The organism is Streptomyces sp. NRRL B-1140, from assembly GCF_001280065.1.
In the GTDB taxonomy this organism is placed as follows: Bacteria; Actinomycetota; Actinomycetes; order Streptomycetales; family Streptomycetaceae; genus Streptomyces.
In genome coordinates, this window is sequence record NZ_LGEA01000117.1 from 25,709 (window position 1) to 42,164 (window position 16,456).

Annotated in this window: 15 protein-coding genes; 6 read left to right on the forward strand and 9 right to left on the reverse strand. The window is 69.7% G+C overall.

Annotation, left to right across the window (positions count from 1 at the left end; all coding sequences use genetic code 11):
* The first annotated feature begins 164 nt into the window (after positions 1–164).
* Positions 165–866, forward strand: coding sequence for a two-component system response regulator CseB (gene cseB, locus ADK65_RS28795; protein WP_053673912.1), 702 nt, complete (start codon positions 165–167; stop codon positions 864–866).
* Positions 867–880: 14 nt separating this feature from the next.
* Positions 881–2,230, forward strand: a complete 1,350-nt coding sequence (gene cseC / locus ADK65_RS28800) for a two-component system sensor histidine kinase CseC (RefSeq protein WP_053673913.1) — start codon at positions 881–883, stop codon at positions 2,228–2,230.
* A gap of 37 nt (positions 2,231–2,267) precedes the next feature.
* Here the strand turns inward: cseC and ADK65_RS28805 are convergent, their stop codons facing one another.
* From ADK65_RS28805 to ADK65_RS28815, 3 genes are all read right to left on the reverse strand, one after another.
* The gene (locus ADK65_RS28805; RefSeq protein ID WP_053673914.1) at positions 2,268–2,714 is read right to left on the reverse strand and encodes a VOC family protein; all 447 of its coding nucleotides are present in this window, start codon (positions 2,712–2,714) and stop codon (positions 2,268–2,270) included.
* A 65-nt stretch (positions 2,715–2,779) separates the two neighbouring features.
* Positions 2,780–3,238, reverse strand: a complete 459-nt coding sequence (locus ADK65_RS28810) for a helix-turn-helix transcriptional regulator (protein WP_053673915.1) — start codon at positions 3,236–3,238, stop codon at positions 2,780–2,782.
* A gap of 102 nt (positions 3,239–3,340) precedes the next feature.
* The gene (locus ADK65_RS28815; RefSeq protein ID WP_053673916.1) at positions 3,341–4,936 is read right to left on the reverse strand and encodes an MDR family MFS transporter; all 1,596 of its coding nucleotides are present in this window, start codon (positions 4,934–4,936) and stop codon (positions 3,341–3,343) included.
* 123 nt (positions 4,937–5,059) lie between these two features.
* Between ADK65_RS28815 and ADK65_RS28820 the strand changes: the two genes are divergently transcribed.
* Positions 5,060–5,656, forward strand: a complete 597-nt coding sequence (locus ADK65_RS28820) for a TetR/AcrR family transcriptional regulator (protein WP_053673917.1) — start codon at positions 5,060–5,062, stop codon at positions 5,654–5,656.
* A gap of 22 nt (positions 5,657–5,678) precedes the next feature.
* On the opposite strand, the gene ADK65_RS28825 is transcribed toward ADK65_RS28820, so the two are convergent.
* Positions 5,679–6,377 (reverse strand): M23 family metallopeptidase, encoded by a 699-nt coding sequence (locus tag ADK65_RS28825; protein ID WP_053673918.1) that lies wholly within the window; start codon positions 6,375–6,377, stop codon positions 5,679–5,681.
* A 440-nt stretch (positions 6,378–6,817) separates the two neighbouring features.
* Here ADK65_RS28825 and ADK65_RS28830 point away from each other — a divergent pair, with 440 nt between their 5' ends.
* Positions 6,818–7,447 carry an HAD family acid phosphatase gene (locus ADK65_RS28830; protein WP_053673919.1) on the forward strand — a complete coding sequence of 210 codons (630 nt, stop codon included), beginning with the start codon at positions 6,818–6,820 and terminating at the stop codon, positions 7,445–7,447.
* Between the two features lie 60 nt (positions 7,448–7,507).
* Complete coding sequence (locus tag ADK65_RS28835) at positions 7,508–10,552, forward strand: NACHT domain-containing protein (RefSeq protein WP_053673920.1); 3,045 nt, start codon at positions 7,508–7,510, stop codon at positions 10,550–10,552.
* Between the two features lie 65 nt (positions 10,553–10,617).
* Here the strand turns inward: ADK65_RS28835 and ADK65_RS28840 are convergent, their stop codons facing one another.
* Positions 10,618–13,143 (reverse strand): ATP-dependent Clp protease ATP-binding subunit, encoded by a 2,526-nt coding sequence (locus tag ADK65_RS28840; RefSeq protein ID WP_053673921.1) that lies wholly within the window; start codon positions 13,141–13,143, stop codon positions 10,618–10,620.
* A gap of 451 nt (positions 13,144–13,594) precedes the next feature.
* Between ADK65_RS28840 and ADK65_RS28845 the strand changes: the two genes are divergently transcribed.
* On the forward strand, positions 13,595–14,341 hold the full coding sequence (locus ADK65_RS28845) for an SCO3374 family protein (RefSeq protein WP_420709100.1): 747 nt from the start codon (positions 13,595–13,597) through the stop codon (positions 14,339–14,341).
* 9 nt (positions 14,342–14,350) lie between these two features.
* On the opposite strand, the gene ADK65_RS28850 is transcribed toward ADK65_RS28845, so the two are convergent.
* The 4 genes from ADK65_RS28850 to ADK65_RS28865 form a co-directional block, all read right to left on the reverse strand.
* A complete protein-coding gene (locus ADK65_RS28850) occupies positions 14,351–14,686 on the reverse strand; it encodes a histone-like nucleoid-structuring protein Lsr2 (protein WP_053673923.1) in 336 nt (111 codons plus the stop codon).
* Between the two features lie 265 nt (positions 14,687–14,951).
* Complete coding sequence (locus ADK65_RS28855; RefSeq protein ID WP_031111859.1) at positions 14,952–15,485, reverse strand: amino-acid N-acetyltransferase; 534 nt, start codon at positions 15,483–15,485, stop codon at positions 14,952–14,954.
* A 9-nt stretch (positions 15,486–15,494) separates the two neighbouring features.
* Entirely contained in the window at positions 15,495–15,932 is a 438-nt protein-coding gene (locus ADK65_RS28860) for a BlaI/MecI/CopY family transcriptional regulator (RefSeq protein ID WP_053673924.1), read from the reverse strand.
* Between the two features lie 182 nt (positions 15,933–16,114).
* Entirely contained in the window at positions 16,115–16,303 is a 189-nt protein-coding gene (locus tag ADK65_RS28865) for a hypothetical protein (RefSeq protein ID WP_053673925.1), read from the reverse strand.
* Between the last annotated feature and the right edge of the window lie 153 nt (positions 16,304–16,456).

The window sequence follows — 16,456 nt, forward strand, 5'->3', positions numbered from 1 at the left end:
GGCGCAGGGCCGCGTGAACCGATCGGGACACTCGGACCGATCCCTCCGTGAACGCATCGGGCGGAACGTGCGTCCCAGCAGTAGAACGCACCTCCATCAACCGCACATGCGTCCACAGGCGTAGAACGCACCCCCACGGACCACAGAGGACAGAGAGCACCGGGATGGCAGACCAGACCCACGTCCTGTTCGTCGAGGACGACGACGTCATCCGCGAGGCCACGCAGCTCGCCCTGGAACGCGACGGCTTCGTGGTCACCGCCATGCCCGACGGACTGTCGGGTCTGGAGGCGTTCCGGTCGGACCGCCCCGACATCGCGCTGCTGGACGTCATGGTGCCCGGCCTCGACGGGGTCAGCCTGTGCCGCCGGATCCGGGACGAGTCGACCGTGCCGGTGATCATGCTGTCGGCGCGGGCCGACTCCATCGACGTCGTGCTGGGCCTGGAGGCGGGCGCCGACGACTATGTGACCAAGCCGTTCGACGGTGCCGTCCTGGTCGCCCGGATCCGCGCGGTGCTGCGCCGCTTCGGGCACGCGGGCGGCGGCCGGGGCGAGGAGCCGGCGGCCCCGGCGAGCGGCGGGGTCCTGGCCTTCGGGGACCTGGAGGTCGACACCGAGGGCATGGAGGTCCGCCGCGCCGGGCAGCCGGTGGCGCTGACGCCGACCGAGATGCGGCTGCTGCTGGAGTTCTCCTCCGCGCCCGGCACGGTGCTCTCCCGCGACAAGCTGCTGGAACGGGTGTGGGACTACGGCTGGGGCGGCGACACCCGGGTCGTCGACGTGCATGTGCAGCGGCTGCGGCAGAAGATCGGCCAGGACCGGATCGAGACGGTCCGCGGCTTCGGCTACAAGTTGAAGGCCTGAGCAGGGGCAGGGGTATGAGGGGGCACTTCCGGCGCCTGGTCGCCGCGGGCTTGGAGCGTGCGGGTATCCGTACGGGCCTCAGATGGAAGCTGAGCGCCGCCATCGCCCTGGTGGGCGCACTGGTGGCGATCGCGCTGAGCCTCGTGGTGCACAACGCCGCCCGGGTCTCGATGCTGGACAACGCGCGCGATCTCGCCGACGAGCGGATCATGATCGCCCAGCGCAACTTCGAGCTGTCCGGGCGGATGAACTTCCCCAACACCAAGATCAACGACCCGGATCTGCCGCATGCGCTGCGGGAGCGGGTCGAGGCGGGCCGGCGGGCGACGTACGTGGCGGACCGGCCGGGCGACGTGCCCGACATATGGGCCGCCGTGCCGCTGAAGAACGGGCAGGTGATGTCGCTGCACTCGGGCTTCACCGACCGCAGCTCGGACATCCTCCAGGACCTCGACCAGGCCCTGCTCATCGGGTCCATCGCGGTCGTCCTCGGCGGCAGCGCGCTGGGCGTGCTCATCGGCGGGCATCTGTCGCGGCGGCTGCGCAAGGCGGCCATCGCGGCGAATCAGCTCGCGGGCGGCGAGACGGACGTGCGGGTGCGGGACGCCATGGGCGGGGTCGTGCGGGACGAGACCGACGACCTGGCGAGCGCGGTGGACGCCATGGCGGACGCGCTGCGCCAGCGCATCGAGGCCGAGCGGCGGGTCACCGCCGACATCGCGCACGAGCTGCGCACCCCGGTGACGGGGCTGCTGACGGCCGCGGAACTGCTGCCCCCCGGGCGCCCCACCGAGCTGGTGCTGGACCGGGCGAAGGCGATGCGCACGCTGGTCGAGGACGTGCTGGAGGTGGCCCGGCTGGACGGGGCCTCCGAGCGGGCGGAGCTGCAGGACCTCATGCTGGGGGAGTTCGTCGCCCGGCGGGTGGCGGCCAAGGATCCCGCCATCGAGGTGCGCATCGTGCACGAGTCGGAGGTGACCACCGACCCGCGCCGCCTGGAGCGCGTCCTGTTCAACCTCCTGGCCAACGCGGCCCGGCACGGCAAGCCGCCCATCGAGGTCAGCGTCGAGGGCCGGGTCATCCGGGTGCGCGACCACGGCCCGGGCTTTCCGGAGGACCTGCTCGCCGAGGGGCCGAGCCGCTTCCGCACCGGCAGCAAGGACCGGGCCGGGCAGGGTCACGGGCTCGGTCTGACCATCGCGGCCGGGCAGGCCCGGGTGATGGGCGCCCGGCTGACCTTCCGCAACATCCGCACCCCCGGAACACCGGAGCATCTGCCGGCCGAGGGCGCGGTCGCCGTGCTGTGGCTGCCGGAGCACGCGCCGACGAACACCGGCAGCTATCCGATGCTGCCGGGCTCGTGAGCCTCCCGGGCCTTCGGAGCCGGCCGCGTCGACGCCGTCAGCAGGACCAGTCCTGGTCCATGTCGAGGCCGCCCTCGCGGGGCTGGGTGAACGAGAACCAGTTGCCGGAGTCGTCGCGGAACAGCGCTTCCGTGCCGTAAGGGCGCTCCTGCGGCTCCTGGAGGAACTCCACGCCCTTGTCCTTGAGCTTCTTGTAGTCGCCGTGGATGTCGTCGGTGGTCAGCACGCCCGCGCCGAGCGCGCCCTTCGTCACCAGCTTGCGGAGCATCTCGGCGGACTCGGGGTCCATCGCGGGCCCGCCGGGCACCATCAGCGTCAGCTCGACGTCGGGCTGGTTCGGCGAGCCGACCGTGAGCCAGCGCATCCCGCCCTCGCCCATGGTCATGTCCGTGCGGACCTCCAGGCCCAGTTTCTCCGTGTAGAACTCCTTGGCCCGGTCCTGGTCGAGGACCCAGACGGTCGAGATGGCGAGACCCTTGATCATGGCGTACTCCTGCTCTGACGCTACGGCCGGTGGTGCCTGCCCTGCCACGGTAGGCAGCGGGGGTGTCAGCGCGCTTCTCCGGAATTGCGGTGCTGCGCCTCTCCGGGATCGCGCTGCTTGCCGACGGCGGGTGCGGGGCGGAAACCGCCGGCCCAGAGCATGGCGTAGCAGCCGGGTATGAGGGCGGCCCCGCGGCCCACGTGCCTGGTCCGGTACTCGCTCGGGGTGAGACCCGTCCAGGTCTTGAAGCGTGCCGAGAACGTGCCCACGCTGCTGAAGCCGACCAGATGGCAGATCTCCGTCACCGACAGGTTCGCCGTGCGCAGCAGGTCCTCGGCGCGTTCTGTCCGGCGGTGCGTGAGGTACTGGCCGGGGGTCTCGCCGTACGCCTCCTTGAAGGCGCGGATGAAGTGGTAGCGCGAGTACCCGGCGTGGGCGGCGACGGTGTCCAGGTCGAGGCCGGGGTCGGCCCAGTCCCGGTCCATCGCGTCCTTGGCCAGCCGGATCCGGCGCGTCTTGTCCATGCGACCGATGGTGGCACGGGGGGCTGACAACGGCTCCCGGCTCGATGCCGGGCATGACGGAGGCCCCCGGGCGGACACTCCCGGGGGCCTCGTACGGCGTGGTCAGACGGCCTCGACCATGGGCTGCTGCGCCGCCGGGGTGTCGGGCTTGCCGTCCTCCTTGGGTCCCGCTCCCTTCAGCGGCACCTCCTTGACGAACACGGCCGCCACGAGGGCGACCACCGCCACCACGGCGCCGAGCAGGAACGCCGAGTGCGTGCCGGCGGACACCGCGTGCTGGTACGCCTCCCGGACCAGCACCGGCAGCTTCTCCAGGCTCTTCGCGTCGAGCTGCGCCGACTGCTCGGTCACCTTGGAGCCCAGCGCACCGGCCCGCTCGCTCATGACGTCCTGGACGCGGTTGTTGAACAGCGCGCCCATGATCGCGACGCCGAAGGAGGAGCCGAGGGTGCGGAAGAGCGTGGTGGAGGAGGACGCGACGCCCATGTCCTTCATCTCCACGCTGTTCTGCGCGACCAGCATGGTGATCTGCATCAGGCAGCCCATGCCGAGCCCGACCACGGCCATGAAGACGCCGGACGTCAGACGCGAGGTGCCGGTGTCCATCGTGGACAGCAGGTACAGCCCGACGATCATCAGCGCGGAGCCGACGACCGGGAAGACCTTGTACTTGCCGGTGCTCGTCGTCACCCGTCCGGCGACCATCGAGGTCACCAGCATCGCGCCGAGCATCGGCAGGAGCAGCAGCCCGGAGTTGGTCGCGGAAGCGCCCTGCACGGACTGCTGGTACAGCGGCAGGAACAGCGTGGCACCGAACATCACGAAGCCGGTGATGAAGCCGATGACCGACATCAGCGTGAAGTTCAGGCTGCGGAAGATGTGCAGCGGAACCACCGGCTCCGCGGCCCGGGTCTGCCAGAACACGAACCCGACCAGTGCGGCGACCCCGATGCCGATCAGCTCCATGATCCGCGCGGAGCTCCACGCGTACTCCGTGCCGCCCCACGTCGTCACCAGCACGATCGCGGTGATGCCGACGGTCAGCAGCGCGGCGCCCAGGTAGTCGATCCGCGCCTTGGAGCGCTTCCTCGGCAGGTGCAGCACGGCACTGACGGCGACCAGCGCGACCACGCCGAGCGGCAGGTTGATGTAGAAGGCCCAGCGCCAGCCCCAGTTGTCGGTGATCGTGCCGCCGACCAGCGGGCCGCCGATCATCGCCAGCGCCATGACACCGGCCATCATGCCCTGGTACTTGCCGCGCTCACGGGGCGGGATCAGGTCACCGATGATCGCCATGACGCCGACCATCAGACCGCCGGCGCCGAGGCCCTGCACCGCGCGGAAGCCGATCAGTTCGCCCATGTTCTGGGCCATGCCACTCAGCGCGGAGCCGATCAGGAAGATCACGATGGACGACAGGAACGTGCCCTTGCGGCCGTACATGTCGCCGAGCTTGCCCCACAGGGGGGTGGAGGCCGCGGTCGCGAGGGTGTAGGCGGTGACGACCCAGGAGAGGTGTTCGAGCCCGCCCAGCTCGCCGACGATCGTCGGCATCGCGGTGCCGATGATCATGTTGTCGAGCATCGCGAGCATCATCGCGATCATCAGCGCGAGCAGCACGACCCGTACGCTCTTGGGTTGCTTCTCCCCCGCGGCGCCTGCCGCCGACTGGCCCTTTGTGTCCGTTGTGTCCGCCATCGCTTCCCACTCCCCCAGCTACCGCTACTTACTTGCCGACCGGCTAGTGACTACACTCGGAAGCTAGCCGCGGAACTAGCCGGGCGTCAAGTAAGTTTTATGGAAAGCGGGCGGCGTAGGAGGATGGGCGGCACCATGGACGGCACCAGGCAGCGGCGCCGCGGGGACACCCGCCGGCGCATCCAGGACGTGGCCCTCGAACTCTTCGCCGAGCACGGCTACGAGAAGACCTCCCTGCGCGAGATCGCGGAGCGCCTGGAGGTCACGAAGGCGGCGCTCTATTACCACTTCAAGACGAAGGAAGAGATCCTCGTCAGCATCTTCGAGGACCTCACGCAGCCGATCGAGGACCTGATCGAGTGGGGCCGACAGCAGCCGCACACCCTCGCGACCAAGCAGGAGATCATCCGCCGCTACGCCGACACACTCGCCGAGGCGACGCCGCTGTTCCGCTTCATGCACGAGAACCAGGCGACGGTACGGGACCTGCGGATCGGCGAGTCGTTCAAGGAGCGCATCCACAGTCTGCGCGACATCATCGTCGACCCGGACGCGGACCTGGTCGACCAGGTCCGCTGCGCCAGCGCGATCTTCACGCTGCACGCCGGCATGTTCCTGCTCCAGGACATGGGAGACGACCCCGAGGAGAAGAACAAAGCCGTCCTCGAGGTCGCCACGGACCTGGTGAGCCAGGCCCACCGGGGAGCCGGAGGCTCCTAGCGGGCCCGCCCGGTCAAGCGGGTCAGACCGTCACGCCCTTGGCGCGCAGGAACTTCACCGGGTCGACCGCCGAGCCGTAGTTCGGGGTCGTACGGATCTCGAAGTGCAGGTGCGGGCCGCTGGAGTTGCCGGTGTTGCCGGACTTGGCTATCTCCTGGCCGGTCTTGACGATCTGGCCGATGCGCACCTCGACCTTCGACAGGTGGGCGTACTGGGAGTACGTGCCGTTGCCGTGCTTGATGACGATGGCGTTGCCGTACGCGGGACCGTCACCGGCGCCGTTGCCGCCGGCCTTGACCACGGTGCCGCCGTGGGTGGCGACGACCTGGGTGCCGCTGGGCACGGCGAAGTCCTGGCCGCTGTGCTTGTGCGCCCACATGCCGCCGTTCTGGGCGAAGCTCGCGGAGAGCGTGTACTTCTTCACCGGGTCGACCCAGGACGGCTTGGCCTTCTTGGCCGCGGCCTTCTTCTCGGCCGCCTTCTTGGCGGCGGCGGCCTTGGCGGCCTTCTCGGCCTTCACGGCCTCGGCCTTGGCGACCTTGGCCTGGGCGGCGGCCTGCGCCTGGACGGCACTGGCGGCCCCGGACGCGGCCGTGGTGTCGGCGGCGGACGCGACCCCGGCTCCCAGTGCGACCGAGACACCGAGGCCGGCGGCCAGCACGGTCGCACGGGTGCGGAGCTGGGACGTACGGGAAGAACGGGACGTGACGCGCTGAGACATCGAAACCTCGTGGGGAAGGGGACGGAGAAAACCACCCGGCGCACAACCGCTCGCCGTGTGGCCATCCCTTGGTAACCCGAAGCCCGACAAAGCCCCAAAAGCGTGATCTACGACGTTCTTTAGTAATTTGGTTCAGTGTTCTACGTCTCTTGACACAGCAGCCATTCAGGACAAATCAGGGCACTGGCCCCCACTTCCGCCTGTATCGCTGAGCGAGAATCCCTTTTGCCCCGGCCGCTTATCCACTATTCCGTCTAGTAACGGACATATCGCCTGTGCGCCATGTCACCGGGGACCCTCTTCGGCCATTCAGAAAATGTGGCGCAGGCCTCTAGGCGCCTACCGTCCGGTAACCCTACGGTTCCCCTCACGCCACCCTCGAGCACAAGCATGCACACGACATGTTGGCAGCGTCACGGACGTGAGAGGACCCCCACGACATGCAGACCCGACGCCCCTGGTTGCGCCGCGCATCAGTGACCGCCGTCTCGGCGGCAGCCCTCGTGGCCATGGCCGCACCGGCCGACGCCGCGACCACGGCACAGGCCTCCACGACCACCACCGCCGCGGCCACGGCCGTCGACTACGGCACCTGGCAGAAGGACTGCCAGGCCGTGATGGACCAGGCGCTGCCCTATCTGAAGCAGCGGATCGCGGCCGCGAAGCCGGGCGAGAAGCAGGCGATCGTCTTCGACATCGACAACACGACCCTGGAGACCGACTTCGGCTTCGCCTACCCGCAACCGGCCAACAAGCCGGTTCTCGAGGCCGCCAGATACGCACAGGAGCACGGCGTCGCCCTGTTCTTCGTGACCGCCCGGCCGGACATCATCGCCTCGTTCACGCAGTACAACCTGAAGCAGACCGGCTACCAGGTCTCCGGACTCTACGTCCGCAACCTCATCGACCTCTTCAAGAACGTCGCCGACTACAAGACGGCCCAGCGCATCGACGTCGAGAAGAAGGGCTACACGATCATCGCGAACATCGGCAACAGCACCACCGACCTGTCGGGCGGCCACGCCGAGAGGACGTTCAAGCTGCCGGACTACGACGGGCAGCTTTCCTGACCCGCCTGGTCAACTGCCGGTAGTCTCAACCCCGTTCACTCGATCACGGGGGTGCGGCGGTTGGATCCGACGGTACTCGGCGGCAAGCTGGCGTCCTCACTGGTCGCCCCGCTGCTGAAGAAGCTCGTGCGCCCGGAGGGACCGGGAGCGGGCCTGGTCGACAAGCCCGTACGCCTGTCCGCTCTCGTGTCCTTCCGGGGCGAGAAGCGCACCCTCGACGAGCGGGACGTGCAGAAACTCGCCGCGCAGCTCGTGGCGCAGGCGGTGGACTCCCCCGGCGAGCCGCCCTTCCCGTCCGACGAACGGATCGCGGTCACCGACACGCTCGCCCGCAGACTGCTCGCCCTCGGCGACCTCGACATGGACGACGTACAGGCGGTCCGCCTGGGCCACCGCGAACTGGCCGGGAAGCTGCACCGCGCGGCCCCGGCGCCCGACGGGCTGACCGCGGACTCCTGCCACTTCCTGGACCAGGCGACCGAGTGGGCGTGCCTGAACATCCTGGAGTTCTTCACCCGCCGCTCCACCTTTGTCACCCGCACCCTCGTCGAGCAGACCCGCGGTCAGGCGGAACTGATCGCCAAGGTCGACGAGCTGCTCACCCGCGCGCCCCGCCCGTCCGCACAGGACGCCGCCTTCGAACGCCGCTACCGGTCGTACGTCACCGAGCGCCACAACCACCTGACGATCTACGGCATCGACCTGCGCGACTCCCCCGACAGCTGGCCGCTGGAGGTCGCGTACCTGACGCTGGAGGCGACCGCCGACCGGGAGGACGACCGGGCGGCCCCGCCCGGCGAGGAACAGCCGGCCCGCACCGGGCGGATGCCCGCCGACGAGACGCTGAACCGGGACTCCAGGGTGCTGCTGCGCGGCGACGCGGGCTCCGGGAAGACGACACTGGTGCAGTGGCTGGCGGTGACTGCGGCCCGCGCCGGTACGCACATCCCGTACGTCCTCCCGCTGCGCACCCTGATCCGCACCGGCCCGCTGCCCGCACCGGCCGCCCTCCTGAGCGCCGTCGGCTGCCCGCTGTCCCCTCCCGAGGGCTGGGTGGAACGCGTGCTGGCCGCGGGCCGCGCGCTGGTCCTGGTCGACGGTCTGGACGAGGTCCCGGCAGCCGACCGCCACGGCACCCGTGACTGGCTGCGTGCCCTCATCCACGCCTACCCCGGCAACCGCTGGCTGGTGACCACCCGCCCCACCGCCGTACGCGCCGAGTGGCTGTCGCAGGAGGGCTTCCGGGAGCTGTCCCTGGCGCCGATGGGCCGAGCCGAGGTGGCCACCTTCGTCCACCGCTGGCACCAGGCGGCACGTGCCCCGGAGTACGAGCAGCGGCTGCTGGACTCCCTGCGCACCAAGCGCGACCTGGCCCGCCTCGCCTCCAACCCGCTGATGTGCGGGCTGATCTGCGCTCTGCACCGCGAGCGCCGCGGCTATCTGCCCACCGGCCGCAAGGAGCTCTACGACGCCGCCCTCGCCATGCTGCTCTCCCGCCGCGACCGGGAGCGCGGCATGGGCCCGGTGCACGGGGTCGAACTGGGCGAGGAGGTCCAGCTGGAGTTGCTCCAGCGCCTCGCCTACGCGCTCGTGCTGAGCGGACGGACCGAGATGGACCTCGAGACGGCCGAGGGCATCGTGGGGCGCTGCCTGCCGACGATCGCCCGGGTGCCGGATCAGCGGGGCGCGGCCGAGGTGCTGCATGCCCTCATGCTCCGCAGCGGCCTGCTCCGCCAGCCGACCGAGGGCGTCGTCCACTTCGTCCACCGCACCTTCCAGGACTACCTGGGCGCCCGGTACGCCGTCGAGGAGGGCCACCTGGACGTCCTGGCCGGCCACGCGGGCGACAGCCTGTGGGAGGACGTGATCCGCATGGCGGTCGCGCACGCCCGGCCCCGGGAGCGGGCGATGCTGCTGCGCCGCCTGCTGGCCGAGGACACCCCACGGCTGACCCTCCTCGCCCTGGCCTGTCTGGAGCACGCCGCGGCCCTGGACCCCGGGGTGCGGACCGAGGTGGAGGAACGGGCCGGAGCGCTCATCCCGCCACGCACGACGGAGGAGGCGAAGGCCCTGGCGGAAGCGGGCCCCCTGGTGCTGGAGCTGCTGCCGGGCCCGGAGGGACTGACCGACGAGCAGGCCCACGGTGTCACCGTCACCGCGTCACTCCTCGGTACGGAGGAGGACGAGGGCGCGCTGGCGGTGCTGCGCCGCTTCCGCGACCACCCGAACCTCGGCGTGCGGCGCCAGCTGGCGGGCACGTGGAGCCGGTTCGACGCACGGGAGTACGCGGTGGAGGTGCTCGACCATCTGAAGCGGGACGGGCTCTCCGTGGTCTGCGAATCCGCCGAGCAGAGGGCGACACTCCGGCTGATGCGCCCCTGGGGGAGGCTGCGGTTCGACGGCCCGCTGACCGCGGCGGAACTCCTCGCATGCGTCTCGGAGCCCGCCGGGGTCCACCTGCTGCACCTGTGGAACAACCCGGTCCTCGGGCACCTGCGGGACCTGCGGGCGTTCCGCTCGCTGACCGGTCTGTGGCTCAGCCGCTGCACCGGCACGGAAGGCCTGTCGAGCCTGGCGGAACTGCCGCTGACGGACCTCGTGCTGTTCGACAGCGGAGCGGACCTCACCGGACTGGGGACGCTGCGCCGGCTCACCCAGCTCTCGCTCGACCAGGACCTGCCGGGAGACCTCCTCACCGACAGCCTGCCCACCGACGCGCCCCTGCGGCATCTCTTCCTGGGCTCCATCCACTCGACCGGGCTGCGTGGTCTGAGCGGGTGGCCCACGCTCAGGTCGCTCGCCGTGGGTGTGTCGGGCCGGAGGCACCTGAGCACCGAGGACTGGCGCGAGGTGGCGGCCCTCCCGGCGCTCACCAACCTCCGTCTGTACGGGCGGTCGGACCACTACGGTTTCGACGCCATGCCGGAGCTGCCGGGCATCGAGGACTTCGAGTTCCCCGGGGACGGCGATCTGGACGTTCTCCACGTCATCGCGTCCCGGCTGCCCCGCCTGCGCAGGCTGACCGTCTCCGAGGCGCTCACCGGTACGCCCTCCCCCGACACGTGGGCCGGCATCTTCCCCAGCGTCGAGATCGTCCGCGTCTGACCCCGGACACGGCGAAGGGGCCGGCGCCCCGGAAGGCGCCGGCCCCTCTCACTCGGCTGTGACGCCTACGCGTCCTTGCTCAGGTTCGGGCCCGAGCCGCCGGCCGCCTGCTCGATCGGCGGGACGTCCGGCAGGGCCGCCTTCTCCTCGCCGCGGAAGGTGAAGGTCTTGGTCTCGCCCTCGCCCTCCGTGTCGACGACCACGATGTGACCGGGGCGCAGCTCGCCGAAGAGGATCTTCTCCGACAGCGAGTCCTCGATCTCGCGCTGGATGGTGCGACGCAGCGGACGCGCACCCAGCACCGGGTCGTAACCCTTCTTGGACAGCAGCTCCTTGGCGGACTGGGAGAGCTCGATGCCCATGTCCCGGTCCTTCAGGCGCTCGTCCACCTTGCCGATCATCAGGTCGACGATCTTGAGGATGTCGTCCTGGCTGAGCTGCGGGAAGACGACCACGTCGTCGACGCGGTTGAGGAACTCGGGCCGGAAGTGCTGCTTGAGCTCGTCCGAGACCTTGTTCTTCATGCGCTCGTAGTTGGACTTGGTGTCACCCTGGGCCGCGAAGCCCAGGTTGAAGCCCTTGGAGATGTCCCGGGTGCCGAGGTTGGTCGTCATGATGATGACCGTGTTCTTGAAGTCCACGACCCGGCCCTGGGAGTCGGTCAGGCGACCGTCCTCCAGGATCTGCAGCAGCGAGTTGAAGATGTCCGGGTGGGCCTTCTCGACCTCGTCGAAGAGGACGACCGAGAACGGCTTGCGGCGGACCTTCTCAGTGAGCTGGCCGCCCTCCTCGTAGCCCACGTAGCCGGGGGGCGAACCGAAGAGACGCGAGACCGTGTGCTTCTCGCTGAACTCCGACATGTCGAGGGAGATCAGCGCGTCCTCGTCGCCGAAGAGGAACTCGGCGAGCGCCTTGGACAGCTCGGTCTTACCGACACCGGACGGGCCGGCGAAGATGAACGAGCCACCGGGGCGCTTGGGGTCCTTCAGACCGGCACGCGTACGGCGGATCGCCTTCGACAGCGCCTTGACGGCGTCGTTCTGGCCGATGACCCGCTTGTGGAGCTCCTCCTCCATGCGCAGCAGGCGGGAGGACTCCTCCTCGGTGAGCTTGAAGACCGGGATGCCGGTGGCGGTCGCGAGGACCTCGGCGATCAGCTCGCCGTCGACCTCGGCGACGACGTCCATGTCGCCGGCCTTCCACTCCTTCTCCCGCTTGGCCTTGGCGGCGAGGAGCTGCTTCTCCTTGTCGCGCAGGGACGCGGCCTTCTCGAAGTCCTGCGAGTCGATCGCGGACTCCTTGTCGCGGCGGACGCCGGCGATCTTCTCGTCGAACTCGCGCAGGTCCGGCGGTGCGGTCATCCGGCGGATGCGCATCCGGGAACCGGCCTCGTCGATCAGGTCGATCGCCTTGTCCGGCAGGAAGCGGTCCGAGATGTACCGGTCGGCCAGCGTGGCGGCCTGGACCAGCGCCTCGTCGGTGATGGAGACGCGGTGGTGGGCCTCGTACCGGTCGCGCAGACCCTTGAGGATCTCGATCGTGTGCGGCAGGGACGGCTCCGCGACCTGGATGGGCTGGAAGCGGCGCTCCAGGGCCGCGTCCTTCTCCAGGTGCTTGCGGTACTCGTCCAGCGTGGTGGCGCCGATGGTCTGCAGCTCACCACGGGCCAGCATCGGCTTCAGGATGGAGGCGGCGTCGATGGCGCCCTCGGCGGCACCCGCACCGACCAGCGTGTGCAGCTCGTCGATGAACAGGATGATGTCGCCGCGGGTGCGGATCTCCTTGAGCACCTTCTTCAGGCGCTCCTCGAAGTCACCGCGGTAGCGGGAGCCGGCGACCAGGGCACCGAGGTCCAGGGTGTAGAGGTGCTTGTCCTTGAGGGTCTCGGGCACCTCGCCCTTGACGATGGCCTGGGCGAGGCCCTCGACGACGGCGGTCTTGCCGACGCCGGGCTCACCGATCAGCACCGGGTTGTTCTTCGTACGGCGGGACAGCACCTGCATGACCCGCTCGATCTCCTTCTCGCGCCCGATGACCGGGTCGAGCTTGGACTCACGAGCGGCCTGGGTGAGGTTCCGGCCGAACTGGTCGAGGACCAGGGACGTGGAGGGGGTGCCCTCGGCAGGACCGCCGGCGGTGGCGGTCTCCTTGCCCTGGTAACCGGAGAGCAGCTGGATCACCTGCTGCCGCACGCGGTTCAGATCTGCGCCCAGCTTCACCAGGACCTGGGCGGCGACGCCCTCGCCCTCGCGGATCAGGCCGAGCAGGATGTGCTCCGTGCCGATGTAGTTGTGGCCCAGCTGAAGGGCCTCGCGGAGCGACAGCTCCAGGACCTTCTTGGCACGGGGGGTGAAGGGGATGTGGCCGGACGGGGCCTGCTGGCCCTGGCCGATGATCTCCTCCACCTGCTGGCGGACCGCCTCGAGCGAAATCCCGAGGCTCTCAAGGGCCTTGGCGGCGACACCTTCACCCTCGTGGATCAGGCCCAGGAGGATGTGCTCAGTGCCGATGTAGTTGTGGTTGAGCATCCGGGCTTCTTCCTGAGCCAGGACGACAACCCGCCGCGCGCGGTCGGTGAACCTCTCGAACATCGTTAATCGCTCCTCAGAGCGGTCAGGCAGTGGGGGGAACTTCCCCTCCCTGTCCTTCCGCAGCTTAGTCCCGCAAGCGGGGACCGCTCATTCCAACTGCCGACACCGTCGATGGCCTCCTGACCCGTGACGCCGACATCTGCTCCAACCCGATGGTGCGAGACGATGTTCCCGCAGGCCAGGCAGATACCCCACTCGCCAGTACGCCGATGGCGAACGCGAGACGCCCTTTCCTGCGTGTCGCCCCCTCCCACTAGGGATGTCTTACCCGCGGGGGCCGGAAGTCCATGCCGAGCGCGCCCGTTCCCTCCGCTACGGGCGAACAACCTTGCGCCTCCCCGCACCCCCCGCGCGCCCCCATTTAGCCACTCTTTGCGCTCACAACGCCACCCAGCGTAACTCGCGGGCGCTTTCGGCTGTTGCACTTGGCATGTTCGGCGCCCCTCAGCCCGTGATCGCATCCTCGCCCCCGCTCGTTCCGCTCCCCCGCCGGCCGCCGGACCCGGTCGTCACGAGCGGTCAGGCCCGGCGGTGGTACGAGAACGAACTGGGGTGGCCGACGGTGCCCGGCGATCCCCTGCGACTGGTGGTGGGGGTGCGCTACGACGTCCTGGACGTTCCGGCTCAGGCGGGGCACGCGGCGCTGCGGCGCCGGGCTGTGGCCTCTCCCGTCGCCCTGGACGGCGACCGGATGCGTTTCCTGGTGGCCGCGGGCAGCGCCGAGGAACTCCCCGGACTGCTGGAGTGGCTGGACTGGGGGCGCCTGCCGCTGGATCTGGCGGCGATCGGTGCGGGCGGCCTCATGGCGGCGCCGTCGCCCCCGGAACCTCACGAGGAGCGGGCGGCGCTGTTCTCACGCGTGCCGTGCGCGTCGGACGCGGTGCCGGCGGGCTCCCTGCGGGCCGGCGGCGCGCACACACCGCTGCGGGGCGGGTCACCGCCCGCCGATCCTGGTTCTCCCGCCGGCCGGCCGTCTCCGCCGGGCCGGGTCGGTTCCCAGGGGGCCGCCGTATGGCTGCGGCCCCCCGAGCCGGGATGCGAGGTCGAGGCCTCGCTGCCGACGCTGTCGGCGCCGGGGGGCGCCGGTGACGCCCCCGATCTCGTGCGGCTGGTGAACGCGGTGGCCACCCAGTGCCACCGGCTCCGGCTGCGGCGCGCGTGCGCCCAGCCGCCGGCCGTGCGTGAGCAGGGTCGGTAGTGCCGCTGTTCAGCCGTTGGCCTTCTCGTACGCCTCGCGGATGGTCGCGGGAACACGGCCGCGGTCGTTGACCTCGTAGCCGTTCTCCTTCGCCCAGGCGCGGATCGCCGCGGTGTCCTGGCTGCCGCTCGAAGCCGCGCGCGCCTTTCCGCGCCCGCCCGAAGCACGGCCTCCGGTACGACGACCGCCCTTCACGTAAGGCTCGAGAAGGCCACGGAGCTTGTCCGCATTGGACGTGGTGAGATCGATCTCGTACGTCTTGCCGTCCAGCGCGAACGTCACGGTCTCGTCCGCCTCGCCACCGTCGAGGTCGTCGACAAGAAGGACCTGAACCTTCTGTGCCACCGGATTTCCTTTCATCGATATCTTCAGGGCCGGGGGTGTGCCGGCGTCCGCCGTATCGCCGTCCCCTGTTATATGCAGTACTGCAGTACCTCGGAAAGCAAACCGCTTTTGCCGGGAAAACACAAACCCCCGGCAGAGACCGGCAGCCCGGGCTCGGTCCGGAAACGTGCGCGTTTCGGACATAGGGCACCGGGGCAGGGCGACCCCACGGAATATGCCTTCACGAACCCGACCGGCCCTCTTGCGACCGGCTAGTGCCCGACGATCACAGATGCAGAAGCATCCGGCTGTTGCCCAAGGTGTTCGGTTTCACTCGTTCGAGTCCCAGGAACTCCGCGACACCCTCGTCATAGGAACGCAGCAGCTCCGCGTAGACATCGGTGTCGACGGGTGTCTCGCCGATCTCCACGAAGCCGTGCTTGGTGAAGAAGTCGACTTCGAAGGTCAGACAGAAAACGCGGCGAACACCGAGCCAACGGGCGGTCTGCAGCAACTTCTCCAGCACCCGGTGCCCCACGCCCGCGCCCTTCAGGCCGGGCTTCACCGCGAGAGTGCGGACTTCCGCGAGGTCTTCCCACATCACGTGCAGCGCACCGCAGCCGACGACCTCGGCGTTGTCGTCCCGTTCCGCGACCCAGAACTCCTGGATGTCCTCGTAAAGCGTCACCGTCGCTTTGTCGAGCAGGATGCGGCCGCGCACGTAGGCGTCAAGGAGGCCGCGCACGGCCGGGACATCGCTGGTGCGGGCCCGCCTGACGGTGATGGCTTTTGCGGTGGCTTCGGGGCTCTTCGCGGACATGGCGGGACGCTATCGCCCGCCGGGGTCCTGAGCGGAGGCGGGGTTCTCCTCGGGTCCTTCCCCGCGTTCCGGCCGTTCGGGCCGTTCCGCGGATTCCGACGGTTCGGTCGGTTCCTGGGTTTCCGGGCCCTGCACGATGCGCACGGCATCACTGAGAGACCGCCGTTGTTCCTCGCTCATCATGCCGAAGAACGCGACGAGAGCGGCGGCGGGGTTGTCGCTCTGCGACCAGGCGTCGTTCATCAGGGCGGCCGCGTAGGCGGCACGGGTGGAGACCGCCTCATATCGATAGGCACGGCCTTCCGCCTCGCGGCGCACCCAGCCCTTCTGATGGAGATTGTCCAAAACGGTCATCACGGTGGTGTACGCGATGGACCGCTCCTTCTGAAGATCTTCCAGGACTTCTCGAACGGTCACCGGGCGGTTCCACTTCCACACCCGCGACATGACCGCGTCTTCGAGTTCTCCCAATGGGCGAGGCACAGCTCAGAACAATAGTGGGAGATCCCGGTAATGGCGTGGCGGACGTGCGCTTCACCGGCGAACGGGAACAAAAAGGGCGTACGGCTCGGAAGTGCGGGCGCCCACGGGGCGGGTCCGCCGAGTCGTACGCCCTCGGAAGGGGTGGGTCAGGCGTCGGTCTTCGAAGGCGCCGTGCCGGACTGGCGGGCACCCTCCGCGCGCGCGAGGGCGGCGTCCACGGCCGCGTCCTCCTTGGCCTTGTTGGCGCCGCCCTGGGTCTTCACGATCACCCGGATCACGCCGATGAAGAAGACGGCCATGACGACCGGAGGCAGCAGCGCGGAGACGTAGTCCATGGAGCCAGGGTAGCCACGTCAGCCCGCGGCGAGCTGCTGGGGGTTCCCGGGTGGCGGCGGGGTCGGCTTGCGGCGCGGGAAGACCTCGCCCGGGGTGGGGATCGGGCGGGTGGGCTTGGGCGTGCCGGGGGCTGGGGCCGGGGCGGGGGGTCG

Excerpts from the sequence above, each read along its gene's own strand:
- cseB (WP_053673912.1), top strand. The coding sequence starts at position 165 with ATGGCAGACCAGACCCACGTCCTGTTCGTCGAGGACGACGACGTCATC.
- ADK65_RS28815 (WP_053673916.1), bottom strand. The coding sequence starts at position 4,936 with ATGGCGGACACAACGGACACAAAGGGCCAGTCGGCGGCAGGCGCCGCG.
- cseC (WP_053673913.1), top strand. The coding sequence starts at position 881 with ATGAGGGGGCACTTCCGGCGCCTGGTCGCCGCGGGCTTGGAGCGTGCG.
- ADK65_RS28865 (WP_053673925.1), bottom strand. The coding sequence starts at position 16,303 with ATGGACTACGTCTCCGCGCTGCTGCCTCCGGTCGTCATGGCCGTCTTC.
- ADK65_RS28855 (WP_031111859.1), bottom strand. The coding sequence starts at position 15,485 with ATGTCCGCGAAGAGCCCCGAAGCCACCGCAAAAGCCATCACCGTCAGG.
- ADK65_RS28830 (WP_053673919.1), top strand. The coding sequence starts at position 6,818 with ATGCAGACCCGACGCCCCTGGTTGCGCCGCGCATCAGTGACCGCCGTC.
- ADK65_RS28820 (WP_053673917.1), top strand. The coding sequence starts at position 5,060 with ATGGGCGGCACCATGGACGGCACCAGGCAGCGGCGCCGCGGGGACACC.
- ADK65_RS28825 (WP_053673918.1), bottom strand. The coding sequence starts at position 6,377 with ATGTCTCAGCGCGTCACGTCCCGTTCTTCCCGTACGTCCCAGCTCCGC.
- ADK65_RS28840 (WP_053673921.1), bottom strand. The coding sequence starts at position 13,143 with ATGTTCGAGAGGTTCACCGACCGCGCGCGGCGGGTTGTCGTCCTGGCT.
- ADK65_RS28805 (WP_053673914.1), bottom strand. The coding sequence starts at position 2,714 with ATGATCAAGGGTCTCGCCATCTCGACCGTCTGGGTCCTCGACCAGGAC.
- ADK65_RS28810 (WP_053673915.1), bottom strand. The coding sequence starts at position 3,238 with ATGGACAAGACGCGCCGGATCCGGCTGGCCAAGGACGCGATGGACCGG.
- ADK65_RS28860 (WP_053673924.1), bottom strand. The coding sequence starts at position 15,932 with ATGTCGCGGGTGTGGAAGTGGAACCGCCCGGTGACCGTTCGAGAAGTC.